At 42.5% G+C, this 18,705-nt stretch carries 14 protein-coding genes, 1 pseudogene and 1 riboswitch; of the genes and pseudogenes, 3 read left to right on the plus strand and 12 right to left on the minus strand.

The features are described from left to right. Positions 1 to 273: 273 nt before the first annotated feature. The 6 genes and pseudogenes from carB to AC0SAP_RS05040 form a co-directional block, all read right to left on the minus strand. A pseudogene (carB, locus tag AC0SAP_RS05015) lies at positions 274 to 3,405 on the minus strand (carbamoyl-phosphate synthase large subunit); the annotation flags it as partial. 11 nt (positions 3,406 to 3,416) lie between these two features. Beyond that, positions 3,417 to 3,932: a carbamoyl-phosphate synthase domain-containing protein gene (locus tag AC0SAP_RS05020; RefSeq protein WP_473383212.1), complete on the minus strand. Its 516-nt coding sequence runs from the start codon at positions 3,930 to 3,932 to the stop codon at positions 3,417 to 3,419. 392 nt (positions 3,933 to 4,324) lie between these two features. After that, on the minus strand, positions 4,325 to 5,062 hold the full coding sequence (locus AC0SAP_RS05025; RefSeq protein WP_473383213.1) for a murein L,D-transpeptidase catalytic domain-containing protein: 738 nt from the start codon (positions 5,060 to 5,062) through the stop codon (positions 4,325 to 4,327). A 47-nt stretch (positions 5,063 to 5,109) separates the two neighbouring features. Next, positions 5,110 to 6,000 carry an NAD(P)H-hydrate dehydratase gene (locus AC0SAP_RS05030; protein ID WP_473383215.1) on the minus strand — a complete coding sequence of 297 codons (891 nt, stop codon included), beginning with the start codon at positions 5,998 to 6,000 and terminating at the stop codon, positions 5,110 to 5,112. 7 nt (positions 6,001 to 6,007) lie between these two features. Then, complete coding sequence (locus AC0SAP_RS05035) at positions 6,008 to 7,945, minus strand: peptidase U32 family protein (protein ID WP_473383216.1); 1,938 nt, start codon at positions 7,943 to 7,945, stop codon at positions 6,008 to 6,010. A 255-nt stretch (positions 7,946 to 8,200) separates the two neighbouring features. Then, positions 8,201 to 9,502, minus strand: coding sequence for a ferredoxin reductase family protein (locus tag AC0SAP_RS05040; protein ID WP_473383217.1), 1,302 nt, complete (start codon positions 9,500 to 9,502; stop codon positions 8,201 to 8,203). A gap of 401 nt (positions 9,503 to 9,903) precedes the next feature. Here AC0SAP_RS05040 and AC0SAP_RS05045 point away from each other — a divergent pair, with 401 nt between their 5' ends. Continuing rightward, a complete protein-coding gene (locus tag AC0SAP_RS05045; protein WP_473383219.1) occupies positions 9,904 to 10,605 on the plus strand; it encodes a class I SAM-dependent methyltransferase in 702 nt (233 codons plus the stop codon). Positions 10,606 to 10,710: 105 nt separating this feature from the next. Here AC0SAP_RS05045 and AC0SAP_RS05050 read toward each other — a convergent pair whose 3' ends face one another. From AC0SAP_RS05050 to AC0SAP_RS05070, 5 genes are all read right to left on the minus strand, one after another. Next, a complete protein-coding gene (locus AC0SAP_RS05050) occupies positions 10,711 to 11,520 on the minus strand; it encodes an ankyrin repeat domain-containing protein (RefSeq protein WP_473383220.1) in 810 nt (269 codons plus the stop codon). Between the two features lie 197 nt (positions 11,521 to 11,717). Then, a complete protein-coding gene (locus AC0SAP_RS05055; protein ID WP_473383222.1) occupies positions 11,718 to 12,818 on the minus strand; it encodes a ThiF family adenylyltransferase in 1,101 nt (366 codons plus the stop codon). 134 nt (positions 12,819 to 12,952) lie between these two features. Then, a complete protein-coding gene (locus AC0SAP_RS05060; RefSeq protein ID WP_109236066.1) occupies positions 12,953 to 13,723 on the minus strand; it encodes a thiazole synthase in 771 nt (256 codons plus the stop codon). A 1-nt stretch (position 13,724) separates the two neighbouring features. After that, positions 13,725 to 13,931 carry a sulfur carrier protein ThiS gene (gene thiS / locus AC0SAP_RS05065; RefSeq protein ID WP_286482114.1) on the minus strand — a complete coding sequence of 69 codons (207 nt, stop codon included), beginning with the start codon at positions 13,929 to 13,931 and terminating at the stop codon, positions 13,725 to 13,727. Between the two features lie 103 nt (positions 13,932 to 14,034). Continuing rightward, a complete protein-coding gene (locus AC0SAP_RS05070) occupies positions 14,035 to 14,685 on the minus strand; it encodes a thiamine phosphate synthase (protein WP_473383223.1) in 651 nt (216 codons plus the stop codon). A 43-nt stretch (positions 14,686 to 14,728) separates the two neighbouring features. After that, positions 14,729 to 14,837, minus strand: a riboswitch (TPP riboswitch). Between the two features lie 147 nt (positions 14,838 to 14,984). Between AC0SAP_RS05070 and AC0SAP_RS05075 the strand changes: the two genes are divergently transcribed. Together AC0SAP_RS05075 and AC0SAP_RS05080 are read left to right on the plus strand one after the other, a co-directional pair. Further along, positions 14,985 to 16,082, plus strand: coding sequence for an extracellular solute-binding protein (locus AC0SAP_RS05075; protein ID WP_473383225.1), 1,098 nt, complete (start codon positions 14,985 to 14,987; stop codon positions 16,080 to 16,082). 11 nt (positions 16,083 to 16,093) lie between these two features. After that, a complete protein-coding gene (locus AC0SAP_RS05080) occupies positions 16,094 to 17,011 on the plus strand; it encodes an AEC family transporter (protein ID WP_473383226.1) in 918 nt (305 codons plus the stop codon). Between the two features lie 523 nt (positions 17,012 to 17,534). On the opposite strand, the gene AC0SAP_RS05085 is transcribed toward AC0SAP_RS05080, so the two are convergent. Further along, positions 17,535 to 18,659, minus strand: coding sequence for a sodium-potassium/proton antiporter ChaA (locus AC0SAP_RS05085; protein ID WP_473383228.1), 1,125 nt, complete (start codon positions 18,657 to 18,659; stop codon positions 17,535 to 17,537). Positions 18,660 to 18,705: the final 46 nt, after the last annotated feature.

Raw genomic sequence — 18,705 nt, forward strand, 5'->3', positions numbered from 1 at the left:
TAAGGCCGGGAGAATTATTTAGATAGAGTTCTCCATCTCTATAAAGCTTTTACTTATAGGTGATTAGTCGCTCACTTTTTATAAAAAAGAGATACTAAAAAATCCTCAAAAATAGTCCATTAAAATGCACTATTTTGAGGATTTTATAACCTACTTTATAATCTTTTAATCGATCTTCAGTCGATCTTTTTGTAGTTAGACCTTTAAAGTCTGATGATGCTCTTGAAGAGAGGCTACTTCAAGATGATCTAAATTTGCAACTCCTTCGCTCACCGCTTTGGCCCCGGCAATTGTTGTGTAATAAGGGACACGATGATTTAGTGCGCTCCGGCGGATCTGATAACTTGCTTCGATTGCCTGAGGATTTCGCTCAACGGTATTGATCACCAATGCAATTTCACCTGCTTTAATCATCTCAAGAATCGGAAGATGATCTCCTGCCTCTTTTGCAATCGATGCTACCGAGAATCCCGCTTGATGAAGAAAATTGGCCGTTCCCTCTGTTGCCACTAGAGAGTAACCTTGATCGATAAAGTTCTTGGCGACTCTCTTCAATAACGCTTTATCACGATCCTGTACCGATAAGAAGATCTTCCCCTTTTTAACAAGTCGTTCACCCGCACCTAATTGCGCTTTTAAATAGGCGCTTGAGATACTCTCTCCTATCCCCATTACCTCACCAGTTGAGCGCATCTCTGGTCCTAAAATAACATCCACTTCTGCAAATTTATTAAAAGGAAATACCGCCTCTTTAACCGAATAGTAGGAAGGCGCTATCGCTGCGGTGACACCCTGCTCTTTAAGGGAGATTCCCGCCATTGCTCGTACTGCAATCTTCGCCAATGGAAGAGATGTCGCTTTACTCACAAATGGAACCGTTCTTGAAGCTCGAGGATTGACCTCTAGCAGATATACCTCCCCATCTTGAACGGCAAATTGAACATTCATCAATCCCACAACATTGAGCGCTTTAGCTAACGCTTTTGTCTGCTGCTCTATCTCTTTTTGTATATCCCGATTAAGGGAGTGAGGTGGCAAAATGGAGGCTGAATCACCAGAATGAACACCCGCCTCTTCAATATGCTCCATCATTCCACCGATGATAACCTCAACACCATCAGAGACAGCATCAACATCAATTTCAATAGCGTGATCTAAGAAATGATCTAACAAGATCGGCGTCTCTTCAGATACCTCAATCGCTTCCACCATATATTGTGTTAACTCTTCACTAGAATGAACAATCTGCATCGCCCGGCCACCTAAAACATAAGATGGGCGGACGACTAATGGGTAACCGATCTCCTCAGCTAACAGTAACGCTTCATCATTATGATGAGCGATACGATTTTCAGGCTGCTTTAAACCGAGTTGATCCACAATTTTTTGAAAATGTTCCCGATCTTCCGCTAAATCGATACTTGCAGCCGATGTTCCAATAATGGGAACACCATTAGCAGTTAAGGCTTTTGCCAATTTAAGCGGTGTCTGCCCGCCATATTGCACAATCACCCCTTCAGGTTTTTCGATACGAATAATCTCCAAAAGATCTTCTAATGTGAGCGGTTCAAAATAGAGACGATCGGAGATATCAAAATCGGTCGACACAGTCTCTGGATTACAATTGACCATAATCGTTTCAAAGCCTGATTCTCGAAGCGCAAGAGAAGCATGTACACAGCAATAATCAAACTCAATCCCCTGCCCAATTCGATTGGGACCTCCCCCTAAGATCATTATTTTACGGCGATCACTCACACGGGCTTCGCAATATGCTTCATAAGTTGAGTAGAAGTAAGCCACATCCGTAGGATAACGCCCGGCACAACTATCAACACGTTTATAGACAGGATGAAGTTGATACTCATTTCTCAATGCGCGAATATGGGACTCTTTCATATCTAATAATGTCGCAATACGATGATCAGAGAATCCTTTACGCTTCAATTGCAGTAGACGCTCAAAATTGAGATCTCGCAACTCTTCTCTCTCGAGTTGTTGCTCTTCGACAATCAGATCCTCAATTTGTGCCAAAAACCACGGATCGATTTGGCAATAGTGGTGAACTTCCTCCCGGCTCATTCCTAAACGAAAAGCATCGGCAACATAGAGTAATCTTTCCGGTCCCGGCATCGCTAATTCGGCAATCACGCTTGCTTCTGATCTTGTTCGCGGATTAAGCCCTGACAAACCGACCTCTAAACCTCGAAGCGCCTTCTGTAACGACTCTTGAAAGGTTCGCCCCATCGCCATGACTTCGCCAACCGACTTCATCTGTGTGGTGAGCCGGTCATTCGCTTTAGGAAATTTCTCAAAAGCGAAACGGGGTACTTTTGTTACAACATAGTCGATTACAGGCTCCACAGTAGCACTAAGAGCATCACCAACAATCTCATTATTGAGTTCATCGAGCGTATAACCCACCGCTAACTTAGCGGTCATCTTCGCAATGGGGTATCCTGTTGCTTTTGAAGCAAGCGCAGATGAGCGGGAGACGCGTGGATTCATCTCAATTACCACCAACTCACCATTCGCGGGATTTACGGCAAACTGAACATTAGAGCCCCCCGTATCAACCCCAATCTCTCGAATAATAGCAAAAGTCGCCTCACGAATCGCTCGACATTCCGAATCTGTTAAGGTCTGTGCCGGTGCAATCGTAATCGAATCGCCGGTATGAACCCCCATAGGATCAAAATTCTCAATGGAGCAGATAATCATAACGTGATCTTTTTTATCCCGTACAACTTCCATCTCAATCTCTTTCCAACCGAGGACTGATTGCTCAACTAATAACTCGTGTGTAGGAGAAGCTTCAAATCCTCGCTCACAAATGGTGATAAATTCCGCTTCATTATGCGCAATACCACCTCCTGTTCCCCCCATAGTAAAAGAGGGGCGAATCAATGTGGGGTAACCTACTCTCTTCTGCGCCTCAAATGCCGCCTCCATGGAGTGAACAACAAATGCTTGCGGGCACTTTAAACCAATCTTCTCCATCGCCTCTTTAAAGCGACCTCGATCCTCCGCCTTATCGATAGCATCTTCTGTGGCCCCAATAAGCTCCACTCCATATTTTGCTAATATCCCATGACGACTGAGATCTAACGCACAATTGAGTGCCGTCTGCCCACCCATCGTTGGCAAAATCGCATCGGGACGCTCTTTTGCGATAATTTTAGCAATTGTCTGCCACTCAATCGGCTCAATATAGGTGGCATCTGCAAGCTCCGGATCGGTCATAATCGTTGCCGGATTAGAGTTGACAAGGATGACGCGAATCCCCTCCTCCTTAATTGCTTTACATGCTTGCGCACCTGAATAATCAAATTCACAAGCTTGACCGATGACAATAGGGCCAGCACCAATAATAAGAATCGATTTTAAATCTTGACGTTTTGGCATGATGCTCCCCCTTATGCCTCTAATGGATGATTACTTAAATTAGAAAAAGTGGTCAGAAGAGTGGACTCTCTCTTGGTGAAAGATTGTGCGGCCTTCTCTTGTAGCTCTCGATCACTATAGTTGCCGGTGATAATGCAGCTTAGTAGAGTGCCGGCACTTAATGCGCGTTGACTCAATTCCCGAGTATCGATCTCGGAGAGTGCGATAATATTTCGTCGCCGCAAAAGATCAGAAAAGGATTCCCGACTTCGAAAATGGGAGGGAATAAGAGAGAGACTTCGCATCACAACAGCAGAGGGCGCTATCGATGCGAAGCGATTATCCTGATCATTGATTCCGGTATTTCCGATATGGGAAGTAGTGAAGGTCACGATTTTTCCGGCATAAGCAGGATCTATTAAAGCTTCCTGATACCCTGTTGCGCTGCGATAAAAAACCAATTCACCAACCACTTCACCTTCAGCGCCAACACTCTCTCCTCTAAAAATTGAGCCATCTGTTAATACCAATGCCGCAGGATTTATCATTTCTCTTCTTTCTCCATCTCTATATTGTGTTGTGTTTTAATTAAACTCTGATTGAACTCTGATTGAACTCTGACTCAGCGGTGATTGAGCTGTGCTTTCATTTCACGCTTTATCATTTCACTTTTTTAGGGCAAAAAAAAACACGTCCCTCTCAAAGATGAGAGTTTTACGTGCTTTTAGACAATCAATGCTTCATGCCTTAGAAGCATTTCATCATAACGAGATCCCTTTTCTTATACAATATTTTTTCACCTCTATTGCGGTAAGCTCTTTTTTTTACAGAAAGTTTTTTTTAAGTCTTAGGCTAAATCCCCTATCAAATGATGAGAAAAAAGCCAGAATAGTAGGCCAAATAGCAGAGATGCTTTACCACTTAATAACGCTCACCACGCTTACTCTAAATAGTAAGCCCAAAGTAATACCGGCTTCTCTTTATGCTGCAATAACTGATCAACTTTCACCATCGTACCATTATCGATCACAGGACATCCTTGGCTAAATCCCATCGGCAGATAAGCAGGATATTGCTCCTCATCAGGAATCATCTCAAAAGAATGCAGAACAATATAACGTTCAAAAGCCTTATCATTCGTCGGTTCTAGACCATGCATCTTATAGTGAATATTGATCCCCCACCGACTCGGCGCACGCGCCCCAATACGATATTTCCCAAGGGAAGAGGCATAACTATTGGGCGTATTGCTAAAGACAATCTCTTGATTGCTACTCTCAAATCCTTGATTACCATAACCATGGGCGACAAGACTCTCAATCTCAACGCGATTGTCTGTAAAATTCCAAACAAAGAAACGATTCTTTCCAGAATGCCGGCCATAATCGATCAAAATCGCATGTTCCAAATCAAAATCATTTGCCTTTGCATATTGATATGCCTCTAATGCACGAACTTCCAAATCTACTGGGGAAAAATGTGGATCCCTCTCTTTCTCTATCTCCACCGGCGATGTTTCACCTGACTCAAAATATTTCGGTAATAACCATAAACGATCATGAAAATAGAGCGCTGTTCCCACAAGAGAGATGAGAAGAAGCAGAAGTAGCGCTCCTCCCACTCTTTTAAGAGAATGGTAAGAGGCGCGATGGGAATCTTTTTTATCGATATGTTTCACATAAAACCTTATTGCTCGATCATACGATCATGGTGGATTGATTTTTATCACACATAAGAGAGAACTAATCGATTTCTCAACATTCGTACCTCATCAATGATTTCATGAGCCGTTAAACCAATGGGACCCATCCCCTTAGCAACAAGAAGATCGGCCGCTTTACCATGGAGCCAAACACCGCTGCGAGCCGCTTCCATCATCGGAATATTTTGCGCTAATAGACTCCCAATAATCCCTGAGAGCAGATCGCCACTTCCTGCGGTAGCTAAGCCACTATTACCGGTCTCATTGCGCCAAATCTCTTGAGTAGGAGAGGCGATAAGCGTATGGTGCCCTTTTAAGATCACCCAACAACCAAACTTCTCCACTAATCGCTTTGCAGCTCCGGCTCTATCTGCCTGAACCTCTGTTACAGAGACTCCTAATAATCTTGCCGCCTCTTTAGGATGCGGCGTTAAAACCGATTGCGCACCTAACCCTATCGTCCCACAATTGATCTTCCCATCAATATTCCACCGCTCTGATAAGAGATTGAGTCCATCGGCATCAATCAACAGTGGTTGATAAGCTGGGATCTCCCTTAAAAGAAGCGCCAGCAATGCTTGTGCTGAATGATCAACACCTAAGCCACAACCAAAGACCCAAGCGCTCGCGCTCTTCTCATTCATGAGATCTTTCGCCTGATGCAACATCAATTCAGGCGCTGTCGCCACTAAAGAGAGTTCAAGTGGTTCTTGATTCAATCCTAAAATCACCTTCCCGCAACCACTTTTTAATGCAGCCATCCCAGCAAGTACTGGCGCTCCTGTCATACCGACTCCGCCTCCAATAATATGGAGCGTGCCAAAAGTCCCCTTATGGCTCTCCTCAGGACGCGGTTGCACTAATGTTGGGAACTGTGCTCTAAACCAATCTTTTTCATCAATGGTTAATCTCATAGGGCCTCTATTTCAGCTCTGATCCTAATAACGCTTGTTTAGCAATGTGGGGCTTCATTTTCCCCATCACATGCATTTCACAGGGGCGACAATTAAACTTCAGTGTGTACTCTTCCCCTTTATGGGAAAGCGTGAGTGGCGTGGGTTTAATCTGCCCTTGAACACCGGTCACACCGATAGTCTGTTTCGGGCAGAGATTATATGAAAAACGAAGACAATGTTTCGTGATCATCACCGGTACTTCCCCAAGCTCTTCATGCGCCTCATAGGCAGGTTCAATCATCTTCACGCCATGCTTAAAGTAGAACTCTCGCGCCTTCTCATTATAGACATTTGCTAAGAAGCTGAGCTCCTCAAAAGGGAAAATCGCCGGCGGTTCAACCGGAGATTGACGTGTACCCCTAACGTAATTTTGTTCTATCGCAGCCTCTAGCTGCTCGATAGCATCACGGCGTAGCTGATTGATCATACTTGCCGGAATAAAAGGGATCTCATCTAGCTGAATCATCACATCTATCAGCTCAAAGCCCGTACCGCCAAAACGCTTAAGATTCTTCTCTAATGCCGATAATCCTTTTTCAGGATCATTCGCCGGCTCAAAATCTCCCGTTAAGATCGATTTTGCATAGTGCCCCTCTTTTGTAAAGAGCTCTAATTGATACCCTTCTGCCACTCTACTAAAAATGAGTGATACCTCTAAAAGACGCTCTGCCGACTCTTTCGTTAATAACTGACTCCAAACCTGATCATGGTTACGATTCAGAGGATGCTTTTTCTGAATATTGGCGCGTTCTGTGACAAATTCCTCCGGCATCTCATTGGGATAAACAAGATAGTGATTCTCCCCAATCTTCTCCGCGCGATTGACGGCAAATCCCACCACTTCTCGCTTAATCTGAATATTGAGCCCATCACCATTTGCCAGAGGTTCTGTGGTTTTTACCTCGATAAAGTTCTTCTTAATATCGAGAATATAACCGATCGGTAAACCCACAAACTTAGGAGAATCAAATGCACCGATATCCCCTTTGCGCTCGTTAACAAAGTAATCAGTACTGCCACGATTAAAGGTTTTATCAGGATTGGGTTCAAAATGGTGAACGACTTTGCCATAGGAAGCGCGAGTAAATTCAGGATTTTGCTCAATATAACGATCAATCAGACGACGATAATGGGCCGTAATATTCTTAACATACGCCATATCTTTATAGCGCCCCTCAATTTTAAATGAGCGAATCCCCGCTTCAATCAGCGCATCGATATTATTCGATTGATTATTATCCTTCATCGATAATAGATGCTTATCAAAAGCGATCACACGCCCCTCACTATCTTTCAGTGTATAGGGTAAACGGCAAGCTTGTGAACAATCTCCCCGATTCGCTGAGCGCCCCGTCTCGGCATGAGAGATATAACATTGCCCAGAGAAGGCGACACAGAGCGCACCATGGACAAAAAATTCTAATGCCGTATCAGGACGCGCCTCATGAATCGCCCGGATCTCTTTAAGACTCAATTCACGTGCCAGCACTAATTGAGAAAAGCCGACATCCGCCATAAATTTCGCTTTATCCAGTGTCCGAATATCTGTCTGTGTCGAAGCGTGTAGCTCAATCGGGGGAAGATCGAGCTCTAATAATCCCATATCTTGAATAATCAAAGAATCAACGCCGGCATCATAGAGTTCATAAATAAGCTTACGGGCCGATTCTAACTCGTTATCATGCAAAATCGTATTGAGCGCAATAAAGACCTTTGCATTAAATCGATGGGCAAAAGAGGTGAGCTTGGCAATTTCAACAACATCATTCTCTGCGGCATGCCGAGCACCAAATTCAGGACCGCCTAGGTAGACTGCATCGGCTCCATGAATAATCGCTTCACGGGCAATCTCAACATTTCGGGCAGGACTTAATAACTCTAATTCGTGGGATAATAGGCTCATCTTTCTCGCTACAGCTCAAGTAATTATTAAAATAGGAAAATAGGACAGAAAATCGATAAGAATCGATAAGAGAGACACATATGAAAAAAAGTGTCGTTTAATTAGAAAGATCCCACACATTGCGGGATCTTTGGCTGATACTCTAATCAACTATAGGATACTAAGAATCGAGAAAGTTTGCAGACTTTTAAAAAGTGCATCAAAGGAGTATTGACGCGAACGCATCAACTTCAATTACCTCTAATAACCCTCCCATTAACGCATCTCAAAATATTCACAATGAAGATATTTTTTCGGCGATAGATTTTTACTTTTTAAGGTAGATCGAATCGTTTTTGCGATCCCTGTTGGTCCACAGAACCAGACCGATGTCTCCGTATCAAAGGGAAGCTTTTTGAAATCAAGATACCCTTTCTCATCACTATAATGAATATATAGTGTAACTCCTGCTTTCTCAGCAAGCGCTACCAAATAATCGACCATTAACGCTTCATCTCGATTTCTTACGAGATAATAGAGAGTGATATCGTACTTCGACACTTTCCCTTGCAAGGATTCTAACCAAGCAATAAAAGGGGTAATTCCAACGCCGCCGGCAATCCAGATCTGTTTCGGTAAAAGTGAACTCTCATATGAGAATCGACCATAAGGCCCTTCTATATTGAGTCTATCCCCCACTTTCCAACGTTTAGGGATCTTACGCGTATAATGCCCTAACTCCTTAATCACAAAGCGGATTGTTTGATCATCATGCACACTTGAAGCAATCGTAAAGGGATGTCGTTCTTTATACGCTGGATGTTGCACAAAAGCATATTGCCCTGAAGTATGCGTCCAATTCATCGGCATTTCACAATCCACAATGGCGCTATTTGCGGAGAAGTCGAGCGATTTAATTGTCGCCTGATAACGCTTACCGCGACCAATAAACCCGAAAAGAGAGACCAATGCAGCATAAATACCAATGAGCATTATAACGATCAAAACAATGCCGAGCGGCTCCCCCCAATAACGTGCCGGTGCTAAAACAACCGTATGGAAAACAACGGCTAAAAAGAGTAAACCCATCACTTTATGAATTTTCCGCCAAAATCGGTAAGGGATCTTTTTCAGCAGTGTAATAATGAGCATAATGGCAAAGAGATAGAAGAGGATCTCCCCCACATCTTTTGCTAAGGAGTGATAGCTATCGAGCCAAGCGAGGGTCTCCGCTTTCGGCTTAGGACCTTGTCCAAAATAGGGCTTTAAGAAACTCTTACTCAATTTGACACCATAGTGGAGAAGTGCTGCCGTAATCGCCCAAATTCCTAACCATTTATGGACATAATAGATCTTATCCATCCCATTAAAGAGCGGTTCTAAGAATCGAGGACGAAGCGCTAATAACATAATTACGCCCATCGGAATAAGCGCTAAGATGCCGGTCAGATTGATAAGCTCCTTACGCCAAAGCCATACGCCCCAATCGCTTGCACTATAATTGCTAACAACATCTGCACCCCATAAAAGAAAGGAGAGGATCAATACCCCCCAAACAATCTGCTTCTCTCTTACCATTTTATCGCCTCTTACTTGCTATTTTATGCTTCTACCGACTACCGGTATCATTATCATGACAATTTAATCTTAAAGGCATCTTAAGCATTGCGACGGATAATAAAAAATATTTTAAAAATTGTTGACTAGTTATTTTTATGGGATTTTGTTGAGTGCTTTATTGAATTTTTTATTGAATGTTTTACTAAATGTTTTGCTAGGTGCTTTGTTGGATGTTTTTTGGAGAGCTTTTGTTATTTACAAAATATAAGAGATTACATTTTTAAGCAGAAGAAAATATTATTTTCAAAATGCTATTTTTAAAAATGTTATTTATATTCCCCATTATTAGCTTTATGACAGGGGATTTGCGATAGTGAATATTCTATTGGCAATTAAGTGAGGCATCTTCATACGCATTCATGAATAATATAACTCCCTATAAGACTAAAGAGCAGCAGATCGAGATTCATCCTGATCTCTCGCTTAATATCACCTCCCTCTTCGATCAACAACAATTCTTCGACCCACTTAACCAAGCCGCAAGACTCGGTATCTGTTCCGCTGCTTGGCCTCTCTTTGGAATGCTCTGGCCCTCTAGTATTCAATTAGCCAATAAATTAATTAAACGCCCGATAGCAAAAGATCAGTCGCTCCTTGAGATTGGTTGTGGCCTTGGTATTGCCAGTATGACCGCAAAACTATTAGGTTATGATATAACCGCCAGTGATCGACATCCACTTGCCGGAAAATTTCTACAAAAAAATAGCGAACAAAATAAGATTCCCACGATTCGCTTTAAACATAGTCAATGGGGGGATGTTCCAACCCCCTCCTTAGAGGATACTAACGCACCTCTTCTACAATCCCAATATGATCACATCATCGCCAGTGATGTTCTCTATGAGCCCAATGCGGCAAAAGAGGTCGCCCAACTGATCGATCGCTTTGGTGCGAAAGAGTGTACCGTTTGGATTATCGATCCTAATCGCGGATACCATAACCATTTTAAACGCGCCATGGCACAATATGGTTTTAGTTTAATAGAGATGCTGCTATTAACGAGCCCTGTTAACAATGAACCTTACCGGGGTCGTTTAATGGTTTATCAGCGAACGACTTAAAAAAAGCGCTCAAGATTGATCCAAAACTAAACTAGATAACATCAATCTTGATGCGCAGATACTTTATTGATGCTTTATTAATACTATAACTAATACTGACTAGATTTACTGACAGGTTGCATCACCGGTCCGATGATTGATTGCACCATGCGCAATGAGTAGTGCTTGCATCTCTTTATAATCATTTTGGCAAGCATAACTCAATGCACTCTGATTATAGGAGGGTCGATTAGGATTCTGTTCGGTGGTGACTTTATTAAGATCGGCGCCTTGCGCGATCAGATACTCCACAACATCTAAGCGATTATTACTCGCTGCGACCATCACCAGTGACTCTCCATCATCTTCATATGAGGTATCGTTAATATCATATTGCTCTTTTAATGCCTCATGGAGCTTCTTCACAATATTGACATTTTTACCGAGTACGGCCGATTTTAAGGCGTGATAGACATCACCCTTATCAGTCGCCCAAAGATCTGCCCCCTGTTCCATTAAGAAATCGACCATATCTTCATAACCAATAAATGCGGCCCACCCTAACGCAGTCTGATCTAAACTGCCAACATCTTTCACTTCAATATCTTGACCATTAGCCACCATCGCTTTCACCTTTTCAAGATCTCCCTGTTTGACGGCATCAAACCAGAGCGCATCAGGCCCCTTAGAGGGCTCTTGATAAAAGATCCGATGACGTAGCTTCTTCTCATTAGCAATATCTTGCATCTCTTCTAAATTGAATCGAAATCCACTATCCGCGGGCATTGCTTCTGACGCAACATCTACAACATCTGTAGTCACTACTTCGACAATCTCATCAGCATGAGAGAAGAAGAGCAGAGAGGCAAGGGTTGCCGCTAAAATCTGCTGACTGAAAGATTTTAAATTTTTTTTAGATTGCACATTTGTTTTCATCCACTAACTCTCCTAAAAAGCATCAAAAAATGGGGATATGATTCGTTCTAAATAACGATCATTAATCAACCTGCACAAAATAACACGCTTTTAAATGAAGAAAAACAACTCTTTAAGAAATTAAGTTGTGCCTACGCGGCATTAATAACAATAGGAGTGTCAATGAGATCTATATAGAATCAAATAGCTCAACACCATTAAAACGTCACAACTCTATTATAGAGTTGTAACGCCTCCTCCGTATCGGTAACACCATAAACAATTCCCCGCCCATCAGCGAAGAGAATCACGCGATGTGAAGGAAGATGGATATTGAGAAAATACTCATTATATTGAGAATCAATATGACGCTGATCAAGACGATTTTTTAGCTGCTTGAGATTGAGCGGTGCCACTTCCCGAATCATCACAGATCCATCACCACAGAGGCGCTGTGCTTCTCGATTTTTCTGATTCAGCGCAGGATAGGTAGGATTAGGCCCGCATGTTAGGCACTCCGGATCTTTAAGGCGATGAAGGGAGATATTTTGAGGATGAAAATCCCAAAGATCGATAGAGAAGAGGGTCTCTCTGACCGCCTCGCGATCGGCAAAAAATTTCATCGCTTCAGTGGTTTGGATACTAGAGATCATCTGCAATATGGGTTGAATCACCCCCACAGAGCTACAGGTATCATGACTCTCTAATGGGAGCGTCTGCAAAAGACATCGTAAACAGGGGGCAATCTCTTGATTCGATCGAATATTTCTATTCCGAATATTTCTATTCTCTAAAGAGATGTTAGATTTAGAGTCAAAATCAAAATCAAAATTAAAGTTATAACTCATGCCATAACTCTCTAGCGCTGAACCAAAAATCCAGGGGATACCCAACTTATAGCAAGCATCATTGATCAACATCCGTAATGCAAGATTATCGGTCCCATCGAGTAGTAGATCATGCCCTGCAATCAAGGATTCAATATTATCACTCGAAACATCAGCAATATGGGTACTAATCTCAATATCTTGATTGATCTTACTCAGATGCGCTTTAAGAGCGATCACTTTAGGTAGTGCTTTTTCCGCATCCTCCTCAGTAAAGAGCGTCTGCCGCTGTAGATTAGAGCGCTCGACAAAATCTCGATCGATCAATGTTAATCGCCCAAAACCAGCGCGCGTTAAAGTTTCCGCATGTTGAGCACCTAACGCCCCACAACCTAATATCACTACATTCGCACGATTAAATGCCTTGATCCCGGCAGTGCCAATCTTATAAAAACGGGCTAAACGATCATAACGGGAATCGATCTCACTCATCTACACTCTCTCTATCTCTTGAGGGAATTACACTCTAAATTATCACTCTATTTTATGATGAGACCCCACCGATTTGATGAGGCCCTTAAAATTAAAGCTCATTGCAAAGTTAAAGCTTATTACAAGGTCAGGGGTCAGGAGCTGATCAATCCTGTCAATGGACTACTTGCGGTGGCATGCCCCTTCATCGGCATCCGCTTTGCCTCATAAGCTAAGCGTCCCGCTTTTGTTGCAAGATTCATCGCTAATGCCATCTTGATGGGATCTTCACTATAAGCGACGGCACTATTCATCAAGACACCATCTGCCCCAAGCTCCATAGCAAAAGCAGCATCTTTGGGGCTCCCTAATCCGGCATCAACAATTACCGGCACAGTTGCTTGTTCAATAATATATTGCAGATTGAGCGGATTGATAATTCCTAAACCACTACCAATCGGTGAAGCTCCCGGCATAATGGCATGACAGCCCATCTCTTGCAGTCGTCTTGCTAAAACAACATCATCAGAGGTATAGACCAATACTGTCATCCCCTCTTCAAGGAGCATCTCTGTTGCCCGAAGCGTCTCTACAGGATCGGGTAGCAATGTTTTAGGACAGCCAATAATTTCCACCTTGACCATATCGCAAAGACCAGAAGCATGCGCAAGCTTTGCAGTTCTTACCGCCTCTTCTGCCGTATTTGCACCGGCAGTATTAGGGAGCAACTTATACTTTGTCAGATCGAGCGCTTCAAGAAGATCAGGTTGATTATCATCAAAGATATTCATACGACGAACAGCGAAAGTTAATACCTCCGATTCACTCGCCTCTACCGCCCCTTTCTGCTCCTCAAATGTGCGATATTTCCCTGTTCCTAAAAAGAGTCGGGAGTTAAATTCAAATTTTCCTATTTTAAGTGTCATCCTAGCCGCCGCCTACGAAATGTACAATTTCAAATTGATCACCAGCAACAACTGCTGTTGTTGCGTAATCTTCCTTTTTTACAACTTCACGATTCTTCTCAACAATAAAGAACCTTCGATTCTTTAGATCAAGGTGTTCAATCAGCTTGGCGATATTATCAATATCTGCCGCGATCTTAACCTTTTCACCATTAATCATAATCTTCATATAGTGATCTCCCTATCATTGATCTCCCTCTCATTGGCCTGCTAACTGATCTTTAGATAAAGATCCCTATCGATACCATTTCTGCTATCTTTATGATCTCTCCCTACTGCCCCGATCTCTGCTCTAAGATCTCTCTCAATGCTTTTGCCTTCAATCGTCCTCGCTCAATATCGAAAAGATGATTTGCCACAGGAAAGAGCGCCGACATCACAGCAACGCCATCGATATAGTCCCGTATCTTCGGTAATGTATCGACATCGATCCCGCCAATCGCAATCAATTTTCCCCGTGACTCTCCATCTTCACGATTAATCGTCTTAAATGCGGAGATTAAAGGCTCGATACCTAAAGCCGGATAATGTTTTTCACTGGTACGAAAAATATGGCCTAAATAGCCATAATCATAACGGGAGAGCTCCCGTTCAACAGCAGTGACCGTATGAAAAGAGCGGCCAAACTTCATCTCCGGAAAAGCATCTTGCATTCGCGCAATAGAGAGGCTCTGCTCTGTCAGATGGGTGCGAGAAATACCAAAAACTTGGGCAATATCCGCCCGATCATTCACAATCAATTTTTCAAGGGGAATTCCACGCGCTAAAATTCGCTCTATTAAAAGACCTAAACTTTTGGAAGAACGTGACTTTTCTCGAAGCTGAATATAATCCACATAAGGGGTAATCGCTTCGATCATTGCCACTAAATTTTCATCTGAAATGGTGGGGATATCTCTCGTTACGGCGTGTAATAATGTCATCTATTTTCTCCATTGCAGAGAGTCGGCACACACAGCCACGAGCGCAGTGTATTCGCCACTTTCCTCCGCTAGTATTAACTAGATCAGGTGATAAGAGTCCCGAAGTTCTACTTCAATCTCAGCTGTTTTCAACAGCACCTCTAGGGGAATAACAATCATTTTTTAATGTTTTTTCAGTCGATTTTGAGTATAGAAGATCTCACCCCTTTGAGCAAATCTCTTTTTTTTAGGGCTATCATCTTCTCCCCTTTTATGCTAAAAATCAGAATTCGATATCTTTCTATGAGGAGAAGATCTCAATGCGCGCTATTTTTCGCTTAATCACTCTCACCGCTCTCTGCGGATTGACACAGTTCTCAATGGCTAAAGAGCCCACTAAAGAGTTAAAGATCTATAACTGGGTCTCCTATATCGATCAAGAGCTGATCGATGAATTTACGGCACAAACTGGCATTAAAGTGATTGCGGATGCTCTAGATAGCAATCAGACGCTACTCGCTAAAACGCTCACTGGCAATTCTGGATATGATATTGTTGTCCCTTCTGATTTTGCCGTCACCTATCTGATGGAAGCAGATCAACTGCTAAAACTCGATAAGGAGAAGATTCCCAATTATAAAAATATTTGGCCTTTTGCACTTGAGAGTCTCTCATCTTTTGAAAATATCAATGATTACGCCATTCCCTATTTTTGGGGAACTACCGGAATAGGCTTTGATGCAGCAAAGATCAAAGAACTTGCACCCGATGCACCACTCGATTCTTATGCGTTACTGCTCGATCCACAATATGCCTCAAAAATGGCTGAGTGTGGTATCTATGTACTCGATAGCCCAATTGAGACAACGCCACTGATCAATATGTATCTTGGAATCGACCCAGAGTCGACCGATAAAAAAGATATCGAACAGGTGCAAGCAACATTAGAGAGCATTCGTCCCTATGTAAAAAAATTTCACTCATCAGAATATATTAGTGCGATTGCCAATGGCGATGCCTGTCTTGCGGTAGGTTGGTCTGGTGATTTCTTTATTGCTAAAAATGCCGCAGAAGAGATGGGAAGAGAGAATGATATCCAATATATCCTCCCCAAAGAGGGAACCATTGTCTGGTTTGATGAGATGGTGATTCTCAAAGATGCGAAAAATGTGGATGAAGCGTATCAATTTATCAATTTTATGTTAGATGCTAAAAATAGTGCGCGCGCTGCAAACAAGATTATGTTCCCCACCGCAAATGAGGCCGCATTTGAGTATATTGAGCCGGAACTACGCAATAATCCGATCATCTTCCCCTCGGAAGAATCTTTAAAAAATGTTCATATTAAGCGCCCCTATGATCTTCGCCAACAGAAAGCACTCACGCGTATGTGGATTAAGATGAAGAGTGGTCAATAGGAAAAAATCGGATGTTTGCAACGCTCTTATCGGTCATTCCTATCTTTGGACTTGTAATGACAGGATTTATCGCAAAACGATTCCTCCCGAGCCATGATCTCTGGAAGGGGATTGAAGCCTTGGTCTACTACCTCTTCTTCCCCATCTTACTGATTTTAGAGATCTCAAAAGCAAACTTCTCAGAACCGGGGTTGATAGAGGCGCTGTTAGCTACTTTTTTTGCAACGCTTCTTATCGCCCTCTTACTCTTTCCGATCAAACACTTTTTTAAGATCGAAAATCGACTCTTTACCTCCATTTTTCAAGGCGGAACACGTTATAACTCCTATGTCTTTTTAGCGCTATCACAATCGCTTTTTGGCAGTCCCGGCATTATTATTGCCGGTGTTTTTATGGCCTATATGATTATCACCATCAATATTCTCTGTATCTCTGTTCTCAACCTCTATGGGAGCAATCAGAGTGGGAAAAAGAGTCTTGGGGGAATATTGCTCGCCCTTCTTAAAAACCCGCTCATTATCGGAGTTCTGATCGGAATTGCCGCCAATCTTCTGCAGATCGAGTTAAGTGGTCCATTTAAACAATGGATGCTCTATCTTGGCAATAGCGCAACTCCTTTGAGCCTGATGTCCGTCGGTGCGGGGCTAATTATTATGATGGATGCCGGCAAGATGAAAGCGATCACATTTGCAATTGCTCTCAAACTACTTTTAATGCCGGCCATCACTATTTTTCTCTTAAAGATATTGGGGGTTGAAGGAGTCACTGCCGGCATTGCACTACTCTTTGCCACGATGCCCTCTGCCGGCAATGCCTATATCCTCTCAAGGCAGATGGGAGGTGACTCCGATGCTATGGCCTCGATAATCACCTGGAGCACCCTGCTCTCCATCATCACAATCCCACTGATTATGAGTGTAGTGTCCTAATATTAAGATACAAAAAATATTACTATCCATCACTCGATAATGCTATTTTAGAAAGTATCTTCTCCCTATCAATAAAAGTGTGATCAACACAGCAGCAAAAGTTACAAAACACCTGTTAAATCATACTATTGAATTAAAATATCTCTAATAAAGCCTAAAAGGTGATACTGTGATTTTGCAGTCTAGTAGCATAACATCAAGAAGAAACAACCACACTCGATATGGTTGATACCAGTAAGCCATTACAGAATATCTGGACACAGATATGGCTGCAACAGTTGAAACCTTACACTAATGTGCAGAAGCGACCAGCGTTATCGTCGCGGTATTAGCATAAATACTTTTTTCTAGTATTGAAAATACCAACATGCCGGCATACGATTGTTAAAAGAACATGATCGTTCTCTCCGGCAGCACTCAAATCTTCTTACTTCAGATAGCAAAAAAGCACCATCAATGATGATGCCTTTCCATATTCCTAACTCTCTACTCTATAGAGCAAGATCGATTTGAACATTGTTCTCTATTCACCGCCTAATAGCAACATTAAAAATGCGCCAAAAATGACAAGATGAGCAACACCATCCACCTTATTGGTTCGGCCACTATCAAATGTTGCCTGGCAGAGTACAAATAATCCTGCTAACAGAACAACATCGGTAATGGGCAGACCTAAAACAATCTGATGCCCTGTTAAGAGAGAGATAATAACCACCGCAGGAACGGTTAGAGAGATTGTTGCTAAAACAGAACCGAAATACATATTAACTGCGCGTTGTAACTTATTATTCAAGACTGCTCGCATCGCACCTAATCCTTCCGGCGCAAAGATCAAAATCGCCACAATCAACCCTGTTAAAGTTTTCGGTGCATTGAGATTATCGAGAAGAGATTCTAAAGGAGCTGAATCCACCTTAGTAATTGCAACCACCGAGATCAGATGAATCACCAACCAGATACCATGCCAAAGATTGGAATGTGGAGAGGGAATCCCTTCATGATTCTCATCCTGATCTTCATGATCATAGATAAAGAGATTCTGATGCGTTCTTGTCTGAATCACAAGGAAAACAGCGTAAAGAACAGCTGAAAGAAATGCTACAACAATTAATTGTCCTTTGCTAAAGGCTCCACCCGGCATAAAGCTTGGTAGAATCAAAACCACTAGAACAAGTGGAATAATCGCTGTTGTATATTGCGTCACCCCACCTAAATTGACATGTTGTGTCTTAAACTTTCGCCCCCCTAAAAGTAGCGAAATCCCCACAAAACCACTAATTACTAACATAATTAATGAATAGAGCGTATCTCGCATCAGTGTGGCATAAGGATCGACCCCATTCTCCCCAACACCAGGACTTGATGACATCACCGCCGTAATTAAGCTCACCTCTAAGATCACAACTGAAAGACTCAAGATCAACGAACCATAAGGCTCTCCTAAGCGATGGGCAAAGATATCTGCATGACGCACCACACTAAAGGCACTATAGAGAATAGCCACTAATGAGATGAGATTAATTAAGATCAAAAAAAGGGTCGATTTCGTACTTCCAAAAAAGAGATCAAATGCAATTACAGTAATTGCCAATAGGAGCGCATACTCCTTATGCCGCGTTCCTCTCTTTTCACTCACTACTTCACTCATCTGCAACTCCTCTTGCTAACTGTTGTCGATATAGCCTATTGTTCTA

This window comes from Ignatzschineria sp. PL_is040 (assembly GCF_055813795.1).